This is a genomic window from Paenibacillus sp. KN14-4R (assembly GCF_052180255.1).
Taxonomy (GTDB): domain Bacteria; phylum Bacillota; class Bacilli; order Paenibacillales; family NBRC-103111; genus Paenibacillus_AM.
Genome location: NZ_CP197466.1, coordinates 1,961,005 through 1,981,826, shown reverse-complemented (window position 1 = coordinate 1,981,826; position 20,822 = coordinate 1,961,005). Strand labels below are relative to the sequence as shown.

Below are 20,822 nucleotides of genomic sequence, written 5' to 3'. Positions count from 1 at the left end.
CGTCGTACGAATTTTGGCTTATTCGCAGGGTTTCAAAGAAAGCACGGAGTACCGGATACATTGAACCAAAGGGCACCGACCCGTTGAGACATGGGAGTGAGAACCTCCAGGGGCGGCGTGGAGAATGCGTGCAGTATATGGAAGAATATGGGGTTTCAACCTCCCCCTCTATTTCCTCACGCCTTCATGTTGCTCTGGTCTTCAACTAGCTTTCTCTAACTATCTTTCCGTTTTTCTGGCAAGGGCGGAATCCTGCGAATAAGCGAGTATTCGTGAGAAAACTAAATCGTACCGAGGGAGTTCAATGATATAGTTCGTTCAGAATCAAATAACGCCAAATTTAGTTAAGGCATAGTATATGCCATCTTCACTTGCTTTTTTGGTAACGAAATCTGCCATTTGTTTAAGACGTTCCTCACCGTTGCCCATAGCAATACCCAGACCAACAAACTCTAACATATCCAAGTCATTTCCACCGTCACCAAAAGCGATAGAATTTCTAACGGGGATGTTGAAATAATCCAGTACCTTTTTGATTGCTTCTGATTTAGAGACCACTTGAGTTTCAAGGATGTTCATTACATAACTATGGAAACGTACAAACTGAAGTTGCGGAAAGTTATCAATAAATTTTCTGGCTTCACTCTCATCAGCGTACAGACACATACAGTAAATCTCTTCTGGAAGAGTGTCTAATTTGTTGGGATAATGGGTTAGACCAAGGGTTTCCACTAGTGCATCTCTAACACGCTTTTCTTCTACTCCTATACCGTTCATTGAAATCGAATCTGTAAAATAGGAAATACTGTGTTCATGTAACTCGGCAAAACTTGATAGATCACGTACAGTCTCTGGAGAAAGTATCGACTTATGAATAACATTATTAGGGGTTTTAACAAGTGCCCCATTAGCTGATATTAATATATCAATGCCTAGTGCAATTAGTTCTTCGCACAAATTATGAGGTCTCCCAGTTGCAACAACGATCTTTATGCCTTTTTCATGAAGCCTCTGAATAGCAACTTTTGTACTTTCAGGAATTCCTCTATCCACTTCACTGTATAAAGTACCATCAACATCAAAGAACACTATCTCGTACACTGTGCTAAAATCCCCCTATATTTGAAAACACTTTACCTTACTATACGTTAAGAACCCAAGGAATTCTAATATAACTGAACAATCCTGTCCGATAGTTTAGTCAACTGCCGTACTTTTTTTTCCAACCATCAGACCACTCTTTAAACGTTATTCCTGTTACTTCCTCTAGCGTCTTTCCGTCCAATGAATAAACGCTACCCATTAAAATTAAACCCTCGTTATTAGGAAAAGAATATCCGCCAATAACCTTACCTTCGGTAAGCATAATATAAACATTTGTTTTCGCTTTATATATTTTTTCCAAAGGATGATTTGACACAGTAAATCCATAGATTGTTATTTCTTTACCAAAATAATTATCAGGCTCTACGTTTTGAACTCCCCAGCTCTGCTGGTATGGTATTGCTTCTGTACTTCCGTAAAGTTTGCTTTTTTCTAATTTGTACTTATCAGTTTCGCTTTTGTGAGAGATAATTTTATAACCGTGATCCTCAACGTATTGCTCGGCTGTTTTTTCATCACCTGTGACCTCTTTGTCGCATCCAGTAAGGATAAGAAATACTAGCCCAACTATTACTCCCAATTTTATTAATTCCCTCATATTTCCTCCGTGATTGTTTATTCTTTTAACGTTTCATTCTTAAAATTGGTTGCGACCACTCCTATCTCCAAACAGCACCTCGCCTCTCGTATTCCATTCTATATTCAACGGCAGCTGCAATTTTGGCGCTTGCGAACCTTTCCGTGATCCAAAGTCCCAAATCAAGTCCTGAAGTGACTCCTCTTGCAGTGATAATATTCCCTTGATCAACAATTCTGTAACGAAGAAGCTCTGCCCCGTATTCAATGATTTCATTCTTCGCCAAATCGTGCATCGTCGCCTTTCGACCATTCAATATACCGGAAGCAGCAAGTAGCATACCTCCTGTACAAACTCCCGCAACGATCGTTCCATCGTTGTGCATCTCTCTAATCAATTCGGTCAGGGTTCCAAGCTCTGCTTGCTTTCGTGCCCCATGTTCAGCTTTATGATTCCAGCCACCACCAGGTACAATTAACAGATTTGGACGATTATCCATTCGTAAAAAATCATTTAGTCTAACCGTAACTCCAAACGAAGTAGTAATTTCTTGTTTTGGTTCACTTGATACTAGTTCAACCGTAAATGGAGCCCCTTCTTCTATCGCTCTTTTGAGTACCTCGAAAGGTGCGAAAGAGACAAGCTCACCGAAGCCGTCAAACAATACAATTTGTATTTTCATTTTTAGAACACCGTCCATGTACTGAAAGAATTTTGTACTCTTCTGCCATAGTTGGATGTGTATCGGTTACAAATAAGGCCTTACAGGAATCCTCACGGCTCGCGAGCGTTCTGCGTTAGTTGAATCATAGGGTATGTATTGCCATAGCCCAAGACCTCTCAGCAATATTCCTGCAATAATCAATATGCACGAAAACTTTCTTGTCGTTTCATAAAACAATTGCTGTACACTTCCACCTTTTCATCTATCTATAAATTATACACCGAAGTTCTTGCGTAATCCTGCCCGTTAGAATTCCTGTAATACGAATAATTTGGTGGTTGAACAAAAACGAGCGCCTCGGTACGATGGGGTTGTGCACGAGGTCATTGCCTCAAAAATCCCATCCAGGAGGTCGCTCTACTATGAAGTTTAAAGCACAAGATAAGCAAAATCAACTCATTGAAAACATTACCGATCAGCATCTAGTTGTTGGCGTAGATATCGCTCAAGAAGTTCACGTTGCTCGCTCTGTCAGCTTTCGTGGAATTGCATTAGGTACACCGCTAGAGTTTGGCAATCATCTTGAAGGGTTTGAGATGCTGGGGCGCTGGATCCATGATCTACTCAAAGCCTACAAGCTTAACAAAGTCATTGTAGGCATGGAGCCCACCGGACATTACTGGCTAAATCTCGCACATTGGCTCTCTTCTCAGAGCATTGAGTCCGTTCTTGTTAATCCCCATCTCGTCAAAAAGAACAAGGAGAACCGTGACAATACCCCATCTAAAAGCGACCGCAAGGACGCTCTTGTCATTGCAGATATGGTCAAAAACGGGTATTACTCCCCTGTTCGTTTTCATCCAGAAGCCTACGAAGAACTGCGAATTCTCATGGCTAACCGAGACTCGGTTACCAAACGGCTCAACAGCGCTGTTAACCAAATTCATCGATGGGTAGATATCGTGTTTCCTGAGCTGCGCCAGGTCTTTAAGATCCTTACTTGCACGAGTGCCATTGCTACGCTCAGACTCTTCCCCTTACCGGAGGAAATTTGTCGCTTAACAACAGAACAGGTCCTTGTTGGATGGAAACAATATGTGAAGCGTCATGCTGGAGTTAAACGAGCGGAGCAGCTCATTGTACTAGCAAAATCCAGTGTTGGTGCCACGCAGGCACTCCATGCCTACAAACTTCACCTGGGGCAATTGCTCGAGGAATATGACTTGGCGAAGCGCCAGCTTGAACAAATTGAGCATGAGCTTCATCGCATCCTTAAGCGTATTCCCTACGCACAGAAGTTGCTTGAAATACAGGGTTTGAATGCAACGAGCTTGGCCGGTGTTCTAGGAGAAACCGGAGATCTGAGCGGCTATGCCCATGGAAATGCTTTGTTACGACATGCCGGCCTTAATCTGACAGAGGCGAGTTCTGGAAAGTGGCGTGGTAAAATGTCGCTTAGCAAACGTGGCCTCCCTCGTCTACGGAGGTTTCTCTATCTCATGACAATGTGTATGGTCATGACAAATTCAGATGTCAGAGCTTTGCACCATTTCAACGTCGAAGTAAAGAAGTTAAAAAAAATGAAATCTATTATGAAATTATGCGGTAAAGTTGCACGAATGCTAGTGGGCTTAGCTAAGAGTTGCGAGGGCTATGACTCATCCAAAGTTTTCCCGCAAGCAGCCTAAATCCATTCTTTCCTCACTAGCTCATGCATTCGCAGGATAACAAGAAGCACGGAGTATCGGGAGAAATTAAGCAAAAGGGCTCGGACCCGTTCCGTTAGAAAGACCGACCTCCACCCCTTAGTTAGATGTGACGAAGGAATGAAAGGGCTTAGACCCGTTGAGACATGGGAGTGAGAATCGCTAAGGCGAAGTGGAGACGTGCGCATATGGAACAATATGGGTGATGGATACCTCACCTTTGTTCTCGCATGCCCTTGCTACGATCCCCAAGTCACCGGCTCCTACAAGTCTTCTTCCCTCACATTTACCGTAGGGTGAAATCCTGCGAATTCATGAGTCTGAGTGAGGAAATTAAATCATTTCGAGGGAGCTTAACGCCACTGCTTAGTCTGCATCGTTTTTTCAAGGTATTGTTTCCCTGCCCCCTGAAGTTATTACCATGAGTTCAGTTTTGACTCAAGCGAAAATACGAAATTAACTCTAATTGAAAACCGTCCTCATTTACGTAAAACAATATATGTTCTTCTCACGCGACAGCGACACACACAAATGTGCCTACATTAATGACACAAACCACAAACTTAAAACAAAAAAAGCCGCAACTACGCGACTTTTAAGCATGTATGTTCTTGTCATCCGACATCGGACGGCCTGTCACGTGGATATAGTTTCCGAATAATGAGCGTGACAACAACTTTATTGCACTAAACCCAAAGAAACCACGATTTACGCGGCACTTAATGAGATAAAGTTCTTGTCAACCGACACATGGCTGTGACAAGTCAGGTTAAAAGATCCTGAGCTCTTTCCGTTTATAAAATTAAAAAGTATTATATACATTTTCACATTCTTTCGCGGTCGGTTCATAAAAACAGTGCTTCTTCCATCGTCCTGCGAGCGGCTGATCATACCAAGTTGGCGGACATGGTCCGGGATTTTCGAACGTTCCTGGACGGAAATACCATAGGGAGAATTTGGCTGGCCAATTCCGCTCCCCATTCACAGCCCGTTGCGCCAGACGGCGTTCCCTCTCTCTTGCGTTTTGATAGTACAAACCATGTTGCAACGCTTCGAACGCATGCGCCTGGTTGATCATTTGGGGAATTGTCCGGATTCCTTTAAAATCGGAGCAATTCGCTCTTATTCGGTTAATGCCAACATTTCCAACAAGGATCATGCCCATTTCGCCTTCGGTCTCAGCTTCAGCTCGAAGCAACCTTGCCAACATATTAATATCCTGTTTCCTGGCTTTTACGACTGCCATTGGCTCACCTCTTTAGATTTCTAAACTCATCATATTGCAGGTGAAGCGGATGTGTTACTCTGGCAAAATAGAGAGCGATAATAAATAGCCGTTCCACCACACTCTTCTACCTGTTAGCGTGATCATTGTAATGCCTCTATGTATTGATTTATTACAGTTAATGCAGAATCCTCTTTTAATGATTGATATGTTGGCAGTTCTTATTCATCTTTTGATTTCTGTAGACTTTCTAATAAAGAAAATCCTATATTTTCATCATCATTTCTACCTAATTGATAATTGGCCAAAACTACGGAGGCAGCTTTCTTTTCTTTATCTATCCCTAAAAATGAACTAAAGCATCCTGTTCCACCGCCATGCCAAATAACATTATTGTTTTTCTTTAAAAGCATCCATCCAAGACCCATATCATACTTCTTTGTTCCATTTCCATGTTTTTTATGACAAAGAGACAAATATGGTTTATCTTCATAAATATTTATTTTGGCATATTTAAGTAAATCTTCAGCAGTTGAACTTATTGCTCCTGCGGGTGATATAAGATTTTCTTTGTTCCATTTCCAGTTGCCGCAATTATTATTTTTCCTGTTGTATCCATGTAAATTATTGTTTGATGTACCCAAATATGTATCGCTTAGTCCAAGCTCATTATAAAGAAAGTCGTTCATGATGTCCCAATATCCCCGGCCTGATACAATCCCCAATCCATATCCAATAAGTGATGTACCAAAATTTGAATATTCACATGAATAATCTACTTCTTTCAATTTATTTCTTTCAATTAGCATTTTCATTTTGTTAAAGTCCATATGTAAAGGGTTATTCCTACTAAAACCATCACCGCCAGTAATTAAGTCTAGAATTAGCTTAAAATATTCCCGTTTATTAAATGGCAGTTTTTCTGAATATCCAGAAGAGTGAGTAGCAAGACGGAGCAATGTTGGATAATATTCGTCTTCTCTAAGTTCTACAATATATTTTTGTATTGAATCGTTTATTGACAACTTGTTTTCAAATGCATATTTTGATAGCAAGGATGAGGTAAGGGTCTTTGTAATAGAACCAATTTCATAATGATATTTTATCGATGAATCAAGTTCGCCATTTTCATTATAAATTTTTATTATAGAATTATTGCCTGTTAAATAGCCAACAGTTAACTTCAAATGTTTCTTTCCTTTACAGGTTTTTTTAATTAATCGTAATGTTTCACCACTGATTTCAAACATAATTATTACCCCCCCCTTAGAATACCATTTATTTTCAAAATGTTTCAAAGTACTGGTAATTTGTTCGTTATTTAAATTTATCACATTTTTTTGATTTAAAACCAAATTTGCCCACAAAAAGCCACTTCCCTTATTCAAGTAAACTGCCCGTTAGTTTAATCAGTAAGGTCACACTCCCAGCAATCTGTCGGGAAAGGGATAAGGTTCTTGTCACCAAACATCCTCCTGTCGGTGGACAAGAACATGAGTCAGAACATGAAGAAGGTTGCCCTCCACCTAGACAAGAAGAACTAGGTGGAGGAAAGTCTTTTTCTTAAAAAAAGAAAAATTAAAAAACGTATTTTCTAAAAGCATCAAAAAAAGCTTGTAGAAAAACAAGGTGTTTCTCTACAAGCTGAAAGCTCCAAGGAATCATTCCTTGGAGCTTTTTAATGCTTATTTCTGGCTTAGACTTTGATCGCTTTGATCATCTGTCGTATCGAACCGAGGTGGTAGGCGGAGTGAGCGATTGCTCCTAACAGACAATTCGATACCTCTTCATTTAAGGAGTCAAATAAATCAATCTTTTTAAGTAGTTTTGTGTATTCCTGTTGAAGTTCGTCATTAAATTGTGTCCATGTGATTTTATCAACGTTTGTGATTTTCCATGATGCTTCCCAGTCCTTCCTGGGTTCTTCTTTATTTAAGTAGGAATTCGCAGCCCATAAGTAATAGCGCGTATGATCCGTTTGTGCGGCGATTGTCGTACCATTGACAGGTATCGAAGCATCTTCTGCCGATAATTTTTCAAGCGTTCCGAATAAACCACTACCAGGCTTCGCTTCTGTGTACCAGCTTGCGTTTTTTTCAGGTCCATCAAATGTTTCCTTCAACAATGTTCTAACAGCTTCCAACATCGGATTGTTCATCTCAGTACCTCCTGAATTTATTTATAACCATCAAAATCACTTTAGATGGTTACACTTTAACTGAGTTGCTTCTAACTGTCAATATGTATTATGATGGTTATAGTAAAGGAGTTTTGATCATGTCGGAAACGAACCCTTATATGATGGTCGGAGAACGTTTGTGTATGGATTTCATCAATACCGTCAGTTGGCGGGAAAGTGCTGAGAAAAGGCGGGATTGGTTTACGAGTTACGCCAAATTGGTCGACTGGTGCATCCATGCTGAAGTCTTGAGCGGACAACAAGCAAAAGCTCTTCTTTTAAAAGCGGAGGAGAAACCGTCTGAAGCGGAAGATGTTCTGAAGCAGACAATCGAAATGCGGGAAGTCATGTATCGAATCTTCAAATCCATTTCAAAGGAAACATCGCCCCACCCGCCAGACCTGGAACGTTTCAATGAATTAGTAGGCCACTTCTATCAAACTTTGCAAGTGATTCATGAAAAGGATCATTTCACATTAAAGTTCAAGCATACCGAGAAAAACTTGGACATGATGCTCCCTCTGATTTTGCAATCTGCTGTAGATTTACTCGTTTCCAAAAACGACCTGGAACGAGTCAAACAATGTGAGGGAGACTCTTGTGGATGGTTATTCTTCGATACGAGCCGGAACCGGAGCCGCCGCTGGTGTTCAATGGCCGATTGCGGCAATCGTGCCAAAGCACGACGATTTTACCAAAAATAAAAGTGACCATAGTCGGTCACTTCCCCTCTATAGGTGTTGTTCAATTTTTGAAAAGACTTGATGTCGGTAAGGTTGCCTTGAAGATTCCTTTTCTTTAGTTAACTTGGCATTGGGTGACAAATAAGTTTTTAAATACTTTTTACAAACTATTGCTTACATTCTCATTTAACTAACATTCTCCGTTATTTGAATAAGGTTTAGTCCTTGAATCTATATATAATTGGCAACTCAGACTCAAATCACTACTTAAGAGTAAATTTTAAAGTTTTTTAGTCAACGGAAATAAAACACAATCTTTAATAGTATCACTATCAGTTAGCACCATTAACAGGCGTTCAATGCCAAATCCCCAACCTGAAATAGGGGGCATCCCATATTCCATCGCAGTTAGATAATCTTCATCCATCTCCATAGCTTCTAAGTCTCCATTGCTCTTAAGAAGGGCTTGAGCCTCTAACCTTTTTCTTTGTTCTAATGGGTCAACCAACTCTGAATAGGCATTAATAATTTCTGCTCCATTCACCACTAATTGGAACCGATCTGTAAGAGTAGGATTTTGATCATTGCCTCTAGCTAATGGGGATAAATCGATAGGGTGCTGGACTAAAAAAGTCGGTTTTACCAGTTGAGGTCGGCACATTTTCTTGTAAAGAAGATCAATGAAATTACCTCTACCTAAAGATTCAATATCCGATTGTTCGAAGTGGATATTTTTCCTCTTGGTTTCTTGGTATAAATCTTTAACATCAGGATAAAGGTCTATATCAATCCCAGTGTCTCTTAAGATTAAATCCCTAAAGGAGACAATGTCCCATTCTAATGAAAAATCAATCATGTGACCTTGTATTGTAATGGTAGTTGTATTAAAGGTTCGATCAAGAATATACAGGACCATATCACGCATTAATTTCATTGTATCCTCATAGTTCCAATATGCAGCATATCCTTCAACCATTGTAAATTCTTGAAGATGCTGAGGACTGATCCCTTCATTTCTAAAACACTTTGCAAATTCATATATTTTGGTAAAACCACCTACAATTAATCTTTTTAAATAGGTTTCAGGGGCAATGCGTAAGTTTAATTCAGTGTCTAACGAGTTATGATATGTCCTAAAAGGTTTAGCAATTGCACCCGAGGAAGTATGCTGTAAGACTGGTGTTTCTACTTCTAGGAAATTTTGATCCTCAAAGAATCTCCTAATGGCACTTACCATTTTAGTTCTAGCTAATAAACGTATTTGAGTTTCCTTTGTCATTATTAAATCTAAGTATCGTTGCCTATATCGAGTTTCAATGGAAGTTAATCCGTGCCATTTTTCTGGTAAAGTACGCAAAGCTTTACCAAGAAATACATAGCTATCAATTCGCAGTGTTTTCTCATTTGTCTTGGTCGTATACATATGTCCTTCAACACCGATAAAATCCCCAATGTCCATTAATTTATGAAATTGATTAAAAGATATCTCACCAACCTCTTCCTTACTCAAAAGAAGTTGTAAACTTCCTTCTATGTTCGATATGGTAATAAAAATAAATTTACTGAAGTTCCTAATACCCATTATTCTTCCAGCAACTCGCACACCGGATGTTCCATCTTTAAACAAGGCTGCCTCATAAAGTTCAGAATTTGTAGTAAATTTCTCAGGATATACCGGGATTCCCTGGGATCTTAAACTGTCTAATTTCTCTAATCTAAGGATAATTTGATCGTTACTCATTCATATCACTCCAATTTTTTTGTTATCGGGACTTAAAAGCACGTATACAACTAAACAACAAAAAAACTCCCACCCCCAAGATTATTCATCTTGAGGACGAGAGTTGTTAGCTTCGTGGTACCACCTCAGTTTTATTGATATGTTACCATATCAACCTCTTCGGGTACGGCAATATTTTATTGATTATACCCTATCTCATTAACGGGAGACCCCGTCGCAGCATCACTAAGAATTACATCTCAGATCCGTGCGAAGCTCCGAGCCTTTTTTCATTAAGATCATTATTACTCCTTCACACCAAACAGGAGCTCTCTGCAAATAATTAATCAAAATTACTTTTCTCATCATAGCCGCATATTCTCTTTTTGAAAATTAAAAATATGTTAGCAAAATTGTATCATTTAGTCAAATTTTTGTTATAATCCGTGTTTGTCTTAATTTAACTATTCTGCTCGTTAGTTGAATAGCGTTTGAATAATCGTTAATAAAATTGCACTATCTTTCTTTGCAAGTTTTCCGTATTTAGACTGTCCTTCAATAATTACTTCCAAAATGTCTTTCTTTGGGGAAATCCAAATAGCATAAGTCACTGGCTCGTATGGAACTGTAAGGTCTGTATTAATAGTATTAATTTTATAGTCGGGCTGACGAGACATAGATACTTTAGAATTCTCCCATTGCACATTTAGTAAGACATCCATTACTGTTTTTACCGTTTCATTATCTTCAACTTTCTTATAAACATTGTAGTTCTGTCCTTCTGGTTTGCTGATATGAAGATTTAAGTTCTGTTTATTTAGGTCAGGCATTGGCGGACTGTTGCTGCATCCCATCAGAAGTAGTGATAATAAGACTAACAAAACAAACAGTTTTCCCAAATTACTCACTGCTCCTTTTTCATGATTATGGTAATTAACGTGTTTACTACTGTAATAGTTGCTAAACTATCCTCCCTCTATGGAGAATCACTTAGCTCTTAATTGCTCACTTTTTCTTAGATTTTGATCAAATTTGCTTCTTAGTAGGTAACATTAGCGTAACGAGGGGCAACCCGACTGGTAGACCACATGATACTGAACGATCTTTCCCGTTAATTGAATGAAAAAGGTTGCAGTTGGGGTAGCCCCCCTCTCAAAGGGACGTAATAGATGTAATCCTTTCTGCTGTAACCCCCCTCATATTCGTAGTCTTGTTCTATGTAAAATTCACGATCACCATCAAAAACTTCCCATGTCACCAACTTAATTTTCCTTGCGGGATTATGAGCAGCTTTACAGACATCAATTAATGAAGAATACAAAGCCTTTCTTATTTCAGAAATACTCTCAGCAACGTTTTCATTTATTTGCATCACAATTTCCATTACATCGTGATCATCAGCAATACCCGATCGCAAATACCCTATAGCAATTAAATTTCCATCATCATTGAATAAGCAATTCATCTTTTGATACTCATAATCTTTATTGTATTTAAAAAGTGACCATGCTTTATGGCTTAACTTCATAACTGTAAATGTCAACATAAACATGTACACTTCTGCTTGTTTAAGGATGTACAAAATCACTTGTCATCTTGAGTAAAATGATCCTTCAATCGGTAAGATTCGCCTACAATGGTAACGACAGTTGCGTGATGCAGAATTCGATCCAAGATCGCATTGGCTAGCTTCGGTTCACGAAACACTTCGTCCCACGCTCTGAAGTTAACATTGGTTGTGAATATTGTACTGCGCTTCTCATAACGCATATCAATGAGTTGGAAAAACAGCTTGGCGTCTTCGGGTTCAATTGGAAGATAGCCAATCTCATCAATAATGAGCAGCTTGTACTTCGTGTAGTGCTTTAATCTTGCTTCCAGACGGTTTTCTAGCATGGTACGTTTTAAGTTCTGAATCAGATCATGACACTTAATGAAGTACGTGCTTGTTCGTTTCTTTGCAGCAGCAATGCCGATTGACGTAGCTAAATGGGTTTTCCCTACACCACTGGGACCTAAGAATACAATGTTTTCATTGCCTTCAATGAAGCGTAAGCTAGCAAAGTCCAGCATTTGCTCTCGGTTCACGGAGGGCTGAAAGCTAAAGTCAAAGGTTGAGAGTTCCTTCTGATGTGGAAAAGCACCGACTTTCACCATCGCATGAATCATGTTCTGCTCACGTACATCAATCTCATAGCCTGTGAGCTTCACAAGTGTATCCATGAACGACAGTTGGTTATGAATACTAAAATCGACCACTTCATTTAAATGGCCCACCATTTGCTTCAGATTTAGATACTCAAGGTTTCGTACGGCTTGCTGGTAGGAGGTTACATTCATTCAAATGCACCTCCAATCGCACGTAGATTCTTCTTAGCCAAGTCATTAATGTCTGGATAGCTTGGCATAGACAATCTTAAATTTTCCCTGTAATGCTCTTCTGTGTAATTTAATTTCGTTTCACCAATAGGATGGCGTACTAGGAGTTTCGTGTTATAATATGCATACAAATGGTTGTCATAGACTTGTATTCCCACCATTTTTCCTTGATACTCAGCGGGAACTGAGTATTGTCTGGATTGGTAGGAGATCATGTTCGATGCATTGATCTTTACAAGCTTATGATGTATCGATAGGAACTTCTTACACGCTCCGCTGGTAACGGGTGTAAGGAGTTCTTTTCCTTTTCTAGGGCTAGAACTGGTACTTTTCCCGTTCCTTGATGGAACGACTGGTTCACATGATCACATAGCTTCTGAATGTAAACTTGAAGCTCTGGTAACCTTAATTTACCTTGGTATGCATGAATCTCATCTAGAATTTTCATCTGGGATTCCACCTTCCCTTTGGTACGAGGACGCCCTGCGATACAGGGCCTAACTTGAAATCCAAAGTCGGCTGCGTAACCAGCAAACTTAGCATTCACTCTACCGGCGGTATGCTCGCCTCTCGCTCGGTCCATGACGGTCTTCATGTTGTCAGTTAGGATCTCATGAGGAACACCACCAATAGCCTCAAATGCTTCTGTTAAGAAGGATAGTAGCACGCTTTGCGATTTGGATACGCTCATGTGGTACACCCTAAATCGTGAATACGAGAGCAGCAGCACGGCTACATTGACTTCAACCTTCTCGCCGTCTTTCGTTTCGAAGGGAATACTTTCTTTCCAGTCTAACTGGGCCTGTGCACCTGGTTCTGTTTCAAAGCGAATGGTTCCTTGTGGTGACGGTATACGTTGTCCGTGCTTAAAGTAAGTTTCAAACTCTGGCTTACGAGCGATGTAAGCCCGAAAAGCAGACGCTGAACATTGCAGTCCATGATTGTAAGTTAAGTATTGCCACAGCACTCGCTTGTAGTAGAACACTTGCTTACTGTCTGTGGATAGAAGTGCAGCAATGATTTCATAATACTCATCAATCTTTGAGCCTTTATCTCTTGATCTTCTTCGTGTAACCCATCTAAGTATTTCTGAATGGTTCGACGATCTACACCAAGCTCTCTAGCTAACTGACTCTTATTTATTTTCATATTGAGATTCTCCATTAATGATTTTAATTTAGTTAAGTCTAGTAAACTACGAATCTCCATATTGGATTGAACATTCAACGTGATGTACATACTCATCTCTCCCTTGAGACAAGTATCATTCAGCTCGTCAAATCTGTACATTATTATTCAAGCATTTATGTACATAATTACATTAGCATTTGTATTCGGCTCGTGTTTGAAAAATTTTATACTTATATTTGCCAACACTTAAAATCATTGCTATGCTTCCATTATTATGCGCAACTAGCCCAAATGGGTTTATTTTTTCATTAACTTCTGACAAACGGGGGTTAGTCCCAATCCTCATCCCCTTTGCAACGTTCACTATATAGATGGTTTCATTTCCTGCTACTCTACGTTTAATCAAATAATGGTTTCCATATATTAGAATAATCCATATGATCTTATGAAGTTCAAATCAATTGCAATTATATGAGAAATGAAGCGAGGGGTAAACTTATGAGTGAAGAGTGGATACATGCTATGCATGGTGTGCCTTGGACGCCTAAAAAAATGAAATCAGCTGTTGAAAAACTAAGGCGACGTGCTACGATCAGTTTTGCTTTTGATTCAGATAAATTGGCGGATTTAGTAAAATTAGATGAAATGGTCCTATCCCATCGCCCCGATCTTATTTTGCACATATGGAGTTACAGAAAAAAAGGGGATTATTCAGATGAAATGCTAGACATTCTAGCTGGATTGAAAAACATGAAATCGCTGATAGAGATAGATGTCTTAAAAACGGCATCAAAGCTGGAAATTTTAGAGTTGAATGAGATAAATACGAAGATCAAGGCGGAAGCGTTTGATTTTTTATTAGACATGTCTAAGCTGAAACAGTTGGATTTTCAATATATTGATTTTAACAAGAAACGCATAGAAATCATGCAAAAAAAATGGATTGATTCAGGTAAACAGGACGTTATAATTGATTGTATTCCTAGGGAAAAAAGACAAAAAAAGATGAATTCGATTCATCTTACTCGTATATTGATGTAGTTTGTGTTATATTTCCCCAACAAACTACCAATCATTGATTGCATTGATGGCTAACTTTCATGACTAATAGTCAGTATGTTATCGTTCGCATCCAAATAGACAACAATCAACTGATCCGTATACCCGGGGTCAAAAGTAAAATCCATGATGAAAATCTGCTCTTTTTCAAAGTTACTTCCCAACCAACCTTCGCCCAAGCTGCTTCCCAAGCTTTTAAGCATAAGTAGGTCAACCATTTCCAGTTCACTTAATGTTTCAGGTTGCTCCATCCCGAACATTACTTTTAAGCATTCATCATCCATTTCTAAAAGATGACAAGTAAAGAAATCATGAAGCAACTCATAACTAGGGTCTTTTGTGTTTTGAATAATATCTCTTAGATGCGCCCGAGCCTTGTTTACCAACTCATCCATTTGATCAAGTGCCTGGGAAACACGAGTGATTGCGCTCTCATTTTGTGTAAGTTTTTCCGACACATTAAAATAAAACGGGATCTTGTTATCAGGCATTAGGTTATCTATCCAAATAGGTTCGCCAGGTGTGTAATCTATATTAGGAAATTTCGTGCTTGGTATTTGTTTCATCAATTAGTTGGCTCCTTTTAGGGTTTTATGAAAGTCATTTTAATTTGGGTGAGGTTTTCTAAGTTGATTTCAATTTGTAATTGGGTATGCTCATTAATAGCGATTAGGATTTTATCTTTAATTTCTAAGCTTTTTATAGGGTTTGAATTTTCAAAAAACATTCCCCATACCAAACGGTCTTCAGCATCCGTACAAGCAATAAATCCTTCATTCCCCATTTGACCATCACCGCCACAGATTTTCCCGTCTTGATAATCAATACTGACCCATTCATCAACGATCGTCCAACATTCAACATTATACTTTGATATGCTTTCAATGGTTGTGTCACACAAGGGAGTGCAATAAAATTTACTTTCATTTGTGTTGGGGTTATATGCGCTGTAACAACTTAAAATTGTTACAGCTCCATTTGGAAATATGATGCAATTAAAGCCGGGCAGTTCATGCTTTTCAAGATTCCAATGTTCTGCAATAAAAGTATTTATAGTTAACCCCCCTTTATATTCTAAGTTACTAATATATACAGCTACTTTTTAAGGACTAATAAGTTATTTAATTCAGTAATCGTTTCTTTAGAAACTGTTTTACTGTATAGGCTTTCATTTCGCTTCAAATCTAGCAATGTCTTTGCCATAGAGATGGTGAACTCAGGATAAGCAAGATTGTATTGAACTCCAATGCCAACTGTAGATATTAAGCGTTGGGTGTAGATAGGGAGCTCGCCCACAATTGTGAAAAACATATCGGTATACTCAAAATAAGAAACACGCTCTTTAGCATGATCATAGCTGAGCAGATAGGTAGAAATGCGGGCAGTCTTACCCTCAAAGGCGGCATACTTGTTTGCCTCACCAGATACTCCCTCCCAGCTGAAGTTGGTCAGGCGTGAGGCTAGAAAATCGTTATAATCGGGCTCAGAGTGCTGCTCAATATCCGTGAATGCTATGCGTATTGAACCTCGGTTACGATAAAAGGCGCAGTCGATAATGATAATGCCGCCGTATAAGCCACTGGGATATTGAAAAGAAAGGCAGCTACCATTGTGATAATCACTTTCAACTTGCGCAGGTGGCTTGACCCTCTTTTTTGCTATACTTTTGGGTACGCTAATTTTGGTGATAAATGTATGTAAATACTTTTTTCGCTTGTTAATAAATTGTACAGTTGCACCAAGCTATTCACAGACAGTTAAGTCACTCCCACTCTCAATGATCTGAGCGACTTGCTCTAACAGTGAATCTTCTAAGGATTTCGTTTCCCAAAGGCAGTAGGACAACGCAAATAATACATTGTTTCTATCATCTGAATTATTTAAGCTAGAAGTAAATTTATCTTGTAACTTGCTTACAATTTGAGTAACTTCAGAACCCCGATTGTACTGCGCATGTAGAAATGATAGGCGATAAACCTGGCATCCAGAACAGCTATGTTATGGACAAACATGAATACAAAAATCGTTATTGCTTACCTACATCAAAGATTATTATCCCACATAACCCGCATAGTCGTAATGTGAAAGAGTCATGGGAAGAGTATTATCTTAACTCTATCGGACAAGGTACCGAATAAGCATAATTAAAATTAAAATCTCAAATCAATCTAATTCAGCTCGTGAAAATAAGTCTTTTATTAATGAGTCATCTTCACATGCTTCCTTAAAGGCGATTGCAAAACTAAATAATGCTTCTTTATTGTCTGTATAAGCAACGAACATATCCGCTTCCGGGTCAAATCGTAAGATATCTACTAAGTGGGGCATTTTTTCTTCAAGAAACACGGCTACTAAAGAACCCCAATCATAGCCATTGCCTTCAAATCCTTCTTCAGCTCGTGTTTGAAAAATTTCATGCTTATATTTACCAACATTAATAATGAAAGATATGCTTCCACTATCATGCGCAACTAACCTAAAAGGTTCTATTTTTTCTACAACTTCAAACCACGTCTCATCTTTTTCAACGTTCACTATAGGGATGGTTTCATTTCCTGCTCTACCAGCGGCATTGAGACTCATTTTTAAAAACATGCTGGCTTGTGAATCTTTAGGGTCTAGCGCTACAGATTGTTCAAAAGCAACGACCGCTTCCTTATACTGTTTAAGGTAATAATAAGCATAACCTATTCGAAAATGCCAAAGAGAGTCGTGCTTACCTTGCTCTTGCACAGATAAAAAACATTTGATGGCTTCATTATATTTATCTTGATTATTCAATGCTCTTCCCAAATGGCAAACCAAGTCATAGTCCCTTTCTGCTTCGGGTATTTCCTTAATTTTTATAATGATTTTCTCATACTGGTCCTTGTTATGCCAAAGAGTGAGCTGTTTCAATAGATCCGTATCCATCTTTGTATCCTCTCCTCTAACATTAATCAAATAATAATTTCAATAGCCTTATATTTCCCTATCAAACTACCAATCACGTTCACGAATGGCTACTTCTGTATCTATTTCGATATCAAAAAAGGCTAAAATATCTTCAACAGTTTGTGCAATTGATTCTCTGCCGACTGTTTCAATTTCGCTGTCATTTTCGTCAAACTCTTCCGCAAGATCATTGATTGCATGGATGGCGGAATTAAGCTTTAATTGAATTTCCTCAATATCTTGATTACCTTGTTCCAAAAATTCAACAACTTTAACTAGTTCGGCTTTGACTTTATCCACCAGAAAATTAGGGAAATATCCATCCATATACATATCTTTTAAATATTCAAAGTCAGAACTTAGTTTTTTCATGAAATGATCCTCCAATAACATGGCTAGAATAGGATAACTTTACCACTTTTATTTTTTCTGTGTCAATCATAAGGGAAAGCACGTTCTATTGGCCCATCTACGGCAATATCAAAGGGTACCATCGAGAGTTCCGTAGCGTCTCCTGAAGTCAACAAAGTCTCAAATGTGTTCAATCCCAGACATCAGAAAAGGAATAGCCGACTTGATAAATTGTTCCGGCGATAATTCCTTACTATTTCTCCTCCACTCCACAGAAGCACCATAAACGCCCCAACTTAAAATGACAGCTGTAATTTTTAGAGATTCATCCTCTTCCGTTGTATGTTGTTTTCGCAACATTCCATAAAAAATGATTTCAAGTTGTTCCCTAATAATGCGGGCTATGGTCTCATCGTATCCTCTGTGACACCGACTGGATAAAGCTTTTTGGAAATCCGTTACGGCCACGAAAATATCAATAATTGATGCTTCATTTAGTTCGCTTTTCTCAAAGTCTATGACATTTAAATTAATCAATAAAACTTCCGATAACACCTTGTCTAGCAAGTCATATATATCTTCAAAATGATAATAGAACGTTGCACGATTAATCATAGCCTCTGTTGTAATATCCTTAACAGTAATATCTTTGAATTCTTTTTTACCTGAAAGTTCAATAAAAGAGTCCATGATTAACTTACGAGTTCGTAAAATTCGGGGATCTGTCTTTGATTGCGTCATGTCATGTCCCTCCAACATTTTAAACATTTGTATCCATGTGTTGCATAAACGACAAATCGAATGATCTATTGGTGTTCCGACATATTTATTATGGCTAAAATTGGCTTGTAAAGCAAAGCGATGTTTCTAGTAACGCTTGTTTATGACACTTCAAGGAGGCAACAATCATGGTAAATGAGGATAAACGAAAGGCGAACGATAATCATATGATTTGCGATTTGGAAACAGGTGTATGTGGAGTAGCTGGGGAGGAAGAAATGCAGATGATTGATTTTAATCAACCCCAAAAATCCATTGAAGTGTATTATGTAACGGATCCTATTTGCTCTCACTGCTGGGCGCTTGATCCTGTTCTTCGGCGATTTAAAGAGCAGTATGGGCATTATTTTAACTTTCACACGGTAATGGGCGGGTTACTAGAAAAATGGAGTGATAAACCTGTCGACCCACGTAACGGAATATCAGGACCTGCTGACGTCTTCGGCCACTGGAGAGAGGTTGGCGAATATTCGCGCATGCCGATTGACGGTTCACTGATGCTGGGCAATCCGGTCCAATCCTCCTTCCCGCCTTCTCGTGTATTTAAAGTGATTCAAAAAAATAATAACGATGCATTAGCCTATGATTACTTAAGACGATCACGAGAAGCTCTGTTCGCATTTAATCGGAATATCGCCGAAGAATCCGTTATGATAGACATCGTAAATCAACTTGGACTTGATGGAGCAGCTATTGTAGAAGATGCCGAACAACAAACCGGCCAACAATTATTGAATGAAGATTTTAGTCTCGCTAAAAGACTTGGAGTTAGAGGTTTCCCGACAATCATTATGGTAAATAGGGAAAATAAAGGAGTGAAAATCGTAGGTAGTCGTCCGTTTGAGTCCTATGTTGAGGGCCTACAGCAAATTCTAGAGACGGAAGAAATACAACCAAAACAACAACCATCCCTTTCTAACTTGCTTGAAAAAGAAAAGCTATTATTTTCTAAAGAAATTGAAGTGATGTATGATATTGAAAAGTCGGAAATCCACACTTTTGTTGAAAAAGAACTTCCACCAGGCAGTTATCAAGTGAAGGAACTTCTAGGGGAATCCTATTTTACAACCACGAAATAGTATTCGTGGTGCGGATCACGCATCTTACCTCGAATGGCGATTTGGGTGCGGTGCGTGAGGCCCGTCTTCCCCCCAGAAACATCCGATTGGTTAACGTAAACAATATTCTTTTTTCGCCGTTCCCTTAACTTGCGCTCTACATTGTAAATGTGCTAAGTAAAGACGGCCATACGGAAATTTTCTCACGACAGGACGGACATACGGTTTCCCCCGCTAAATAATGCAGATGCTCAGCCAATATTTGCTCTCCGATCGCTGCCGCCCGCTCCGCTAGTGCGCGTACTTCTTCATCTGCAAATGACGCTGCCGGAACGATTAGATGTGATTCCTGGCCAGTGTGAAACACGGGATCATGTTCATAGGCTTGAAGAATTCCTGCATGATCTTCATTAGGCCATATGAACACATCTTCCTTGCAGGCCGGACACACGGCCACATACTCATCACCACTACTAAACGTCTTCAACATGCTGGCAGGGATATATGAGCCCCGATAAGCAGCATCCGCAACAAGAATGTAACGCTTGTCTATCTCATCTATGGAATGTTGGGCTGTATAGGCAAATACTTCCTTTGTAAGCGCCCTGAGCTTGCCAATTGCCTCTACATATTCACGATGCAATTCCGTACAAACGGAGCTGCCTACATCCTCAGCTAATTCAGCCCAAGATGCTGGGAATGTCGCCTCATCTGGCACATCGCGGCTTGCCTCGATAATACCGCAATTGATAAACAGTTCTTTGCGCACTTCCGCATCCGATGTGGAGCATGCTAGCTGTGCCAAAAACGGCATCGCCGCGTAGGTAGCCGTATATATCGTATCTTGATGGAACAAATACTCCTGAAAGAGTTCGTCAAAAACCTCCTGACTATACTCCTGCATTAGTTGCTGCAATAACACAGGCACGTTGTCTGCAGAACTGTACGGTCCTGTCAGCTTTCCCCATACATCGCTATTCCACTTAAGCATGCTTTCCCTCCGCTCCTAATTGCCAACTTCTATCCTTTCCACTTATTGCATCACATGAAAAACACTGGATTCAGTGCCCAACACGCCTAATTTCAACTAATTCCTCCTTCAGAGACTTCCGAATGCCAAGAGGCTATGTAACATTCAAATCAACATTGTAAAGCTTAACAGGGCGATCAACGGAATAGTTGAATAAGCCTAGCTTTTCTCCTGGCACGCCCGTCGATCATTGGACTAAGAGGAATGCTCGACTACATATCGAATATCTCTAAGAATCATAC

Annotated in this window: 20 protein-coding genes, 1 pseudogene and 1 other annotated feature; of the genes and pseudogenes, 4 read left to right on the top strand and 17 right to left on the bottom strand. The window is 39.3% G+C overall.

The features are described from left to right. Positions 1 to 324: 324 nt before the first annotated feature. From ACSBOP_RS09370 to ACSBOP_RS09360, 3 genes are all read right to left on the bottom strand, one after another. Positions 325 to 1,101 carry a Cof-type HAD-IIB family hydrolase gene (locus ACSBOP_RS09370; protein ID WP_442604146.1) on the bottom strand — a complete coding sequence of 259 codons (777 nt, stop codon included), beginning with the start codon at positions 1,099 to 1,101 and terminating at the stop codon, positions 325 to 327. Positions 1,102 to 1,201: 100 nt separating this feature from the next. Further along, a complete protein-coding gene (locus ACSBOP_RS09365) occupies positions 1,202 to 1,702 on the bottom strand; it encodes a hypothetical protein (protein ID WP_442604145.1) in 501 nt (166 codons plus the stop codon). A 61-nt stretch (positions 1,703 to 1,763) separates the two neighbouring features. Beyond that, complete coding sequence (locus ACSBOP_RS09360) at positions 1,764 to 2,363, bottom strand: DJ-1/PfpI family protein (RefSeq protein WP_442604144.1); 600 nt, start codon at positions 2,361 to 2,363, stop codon at positions 1,764 to 1,766. A gap of 404 nt (positions 2,364 to 2,767) precedes the next feature. Between ACSBOP_RS09360 and ACSBOP_RS09355 the strand changes: the two genes are divergently transcribed. Further along, a complete protein-coding gene (locus ACSBOP_RS09355; RefSeq protein ID WP_442604143.1) occupies positions 2,768 to 4,033 on the top strand; it encodes an IS110 family transposase in 1,266 nt (421 codons plus the stop codon). A gap of 820 nt (positions 4,034 to 4,853) precedes the next feature. Here ACSBOP_RS09355 and ACSBOP_RS09350 read toward each other — a convergent pair. From ACSBOP_RS09350 to ACSBOP_RS09340, 3 genes are all read right to left on the bottom strand, one after another. Further along, positions 4,854 to 5,297 (bottom strand): cell wall hydrolase, encoded by a 444-nt coding sequence (locus tag ACSBOP_RS09350; RefSeq protein ID WP_442604142.1) that lies wholly within the window; start codon positions 5,295 to 5,297, stop codon positions 4,854 to 4,856. Between the two features lie 200 nt (positions 5,298 to 5,497). Beyond that, complete coding sequence (locus tag ACSBOP_RS09345; RefSeq protein WP_442604141.1) at positions 5,498 to 6,643, bottom strand: serine hydrolase domain-containing protein; 1,146 nt, start codon at positions 6,641 to 6,643, stop codon at positions 5,498 to 5,500. Positions 6,644 to 6,972: 329 nt separating this feature from the next. Further along, a complete protein-coding gene (locus ACSBOP_RS09340) occupies positions 6,973 to 7,434 on the bottom strand; it encodes a hypothetical protein (RefSeq protein ID WP_442604140.1) in 462 nt (153 codons plus the stop codon). 119 nt (positions 7,435 to 7,553) lie between these two features. Here ACSBOP_RS09340 and ACSBOP_RS09335 point away from each other — a divergent pair, with 119 nt between their 5' ends. Continuing rightward, positions 7,554 to 8,159, top strand: coding sequence for a CGNR zinc finger domain-containing protein (locus ACSBOP_RS09335; protein WP_442604139.1), 606 nt, complete (start codon positions 7,554 to 7,556; stop codon positions 8,157 to 8,159). A gap of 259 nt (positions 8,160 to 8,418) precedes the next feature. On the opposite strand, the gene lysS is transcribed toward ACSBOP_RS09335, so the two are convergent. The 5 genes and pseudogenes from lysS to istA all read right to left on the bottom strand — a co-directional run bounded on the left by lysS (position 8,419) and on the right by istA (position 13,476). Beyond that, on the bottom strand, positions 8,419 to 9,879 hold the full coding sequence (lysS, locus tag ACSBOP_RS09330; protein WP_442604138.1) for a lysine--tRNA ligase: 1,461 nt from the start codon (positions 9,877 to 9,879) through the stop codon (positions 8,419 to 8,421). Positions 9,880 to 9,968: 89 nt separating this feature from the next. Next, positions 9,969 to 10,236, bottom strand: a binding site (T-box leader). 98 nt (positions 10,237 to 10,334) lie between these two features. Next, positions 10,335 to 10,757: a hypothetical protein gene (locus tag ACSBOP_RS09325; RefSeq protein WP_442604137.1), complete on the bottom strand. Its 423-nt coding sequence runs from the start codon at positions 10,755 to 10,757 to the stop codon at positions 10,335 to 10,337. Between the two features lie 212 nt (positions 10,758 to 10,969). Beyond that, complete coding sequence (locus tag ACSBOP_RS09320; RefSeq protein ID WP_442604136.1) at positions 10,970 to 11,410, bottom strand: hypothetical protein; 441 nt, start codon at positions 11,408 to 11,410, stop codon at positions 10,970 to 10,972. A 32-nt stretch (positions 11,411 to 11,442) separates the two neighbouring features. Then, positions 11,443 to 12,198 (bottom strand): IS21-like element helper ATPase IstB, encoded by a 756-nt coding sequence (gene istB, locus ACSBOP_RS09315; protein ID WP_442604135.1) that lies wholly within the window; start codon positions 12,196 to 12,198, stop codon positions 11,443 to 11,445. Further along, positions 12,195 to 13,476: pseudogene (gene istA, locus ACSBOP_RS09310) on the bottom strand (IS21 family transposase). Before istA ends, istB begins: the two are co-directional and overlap by 4 nt. Positions 13,477 to 13,866: 390 nt before the next feature. Here istA and ACSBOP_RS09305 point away from each other — a divergent pair. Next, positions 13,867 to 14,409 (top strand): hypothetical protein, encoded by a 543-nt coding sequence (locus ACSBOP_RS09305; protein WP_442604134.1) that lies wholly within the window; start codon positions 13,867 to 13,869, stop codon positions 14,407 to 14,409. 50 nt (positions 14,410 to 14,459) lie between these two features. Here ACSBOP_RS09305 and ACSBOP_RS09300 read toward each other — a convergent pair whose 3' ends face one another. From ACSBOP_RS09300 to ACSBOP_RS09280, 5 genes are all read right to left on the bottom strand, one after another. Further along, a complete protein-coding gene (locus ACSBOP_RS09300) occupies positions 14,460 to 14,993 on the bottom strand; it encodes a DUF2004 domain-containing protein (protein WP_442604133.1) in 534 nt (177 codons plus the stop codon). Between the two features lie 17 nt (positions 14,994 to 15,010). Then, positions 15,011 to 15,211: a hypothetical protein gene (locus ACSBOP_RS09295; RefSeq protein ID WP_442604132.1), complete on the bottom strand. Its 201-nt coding sequence runs from the start codon at positions 15,209 to 15,211 to the stop codon at positions 15,011 to 15,013. 1,379 nt (positions 15,212 to 16,590) lie between these two features. Then, positions 16,591 to 17,340 carry an Imm51 family immunity protein gene (locus ACSBOP_RS09290; RefSeq protein WP_442604131.1) on the bottom strand — a complete coding sequence of 250 codons (750 nt, stop codon included), beginning with the start codon at positions 17,338 to 17,340 and terminating at the stop codon, positions 16,591 to 16,593. 66 nt (positions 17,341 to 17,406) lie between these two features. After that, positions 17,407 to 17,733: a DUF5713 family protein gene (locus tag ACSBOP_RS09285; RefSeq protein ID WP_442604130.1), complete on the bottom strand. Its 327-nt coding sequence runs from the start codon at positions 17,731 to 17,733 to the stop codon at positions 17,407 to 17,409. Between the two features lie 159 nt (positions 17,734 to 17,892). Continuing rightward, the gene (locus ACSBOP_RS09280; RefSeq protein WP_442604129.1) at positions 17,893 to 18,453 is read right to left on the bottom strand and encodes a TetR/AcrR family transcriptional regulator; all 561 of its coding nucleotides are present in this window, start codon (positions 18,451 to 18,453) and stop codon (positions 17,893 to 17,895) included. 167 nt (positions 18,454 to 18,620) lie between these two features. On the opposite strand from ACSBOP_RS09280, the gene ACSBOP_RS09275 reads away from it, so the two are divergent. Continuing rightward, a complete protein-coding gene (locus tag ACSBOP_RS09275) occupies positions 18,621 to 19,571 on the top strand; it encodes a DsbA family protein (protein ID WP_442604128.1) in 951 nt (316 codons plus the stop codon). 136 nt (positions 19,572 to 19,707) lie between these two features. Here ACSBOP_RS09275 and ACSBOP_RS09270 read toward each other — a convergent pair whose 3' ends face one another. After that, on the bottom strand, positions 19,708 to 20,541 hold the full coding sequence (locus ACSBOP_RS09270; RefSeq protein ID WP_442604127.1) for a hypothetical protein: 834 nt from the start codon (positions 20,539 to 20,541) through the stop codon (positions 19,708 to 19,710). Positions 20,542 to 20,822 lie beyond the last annotated feature (281 nt).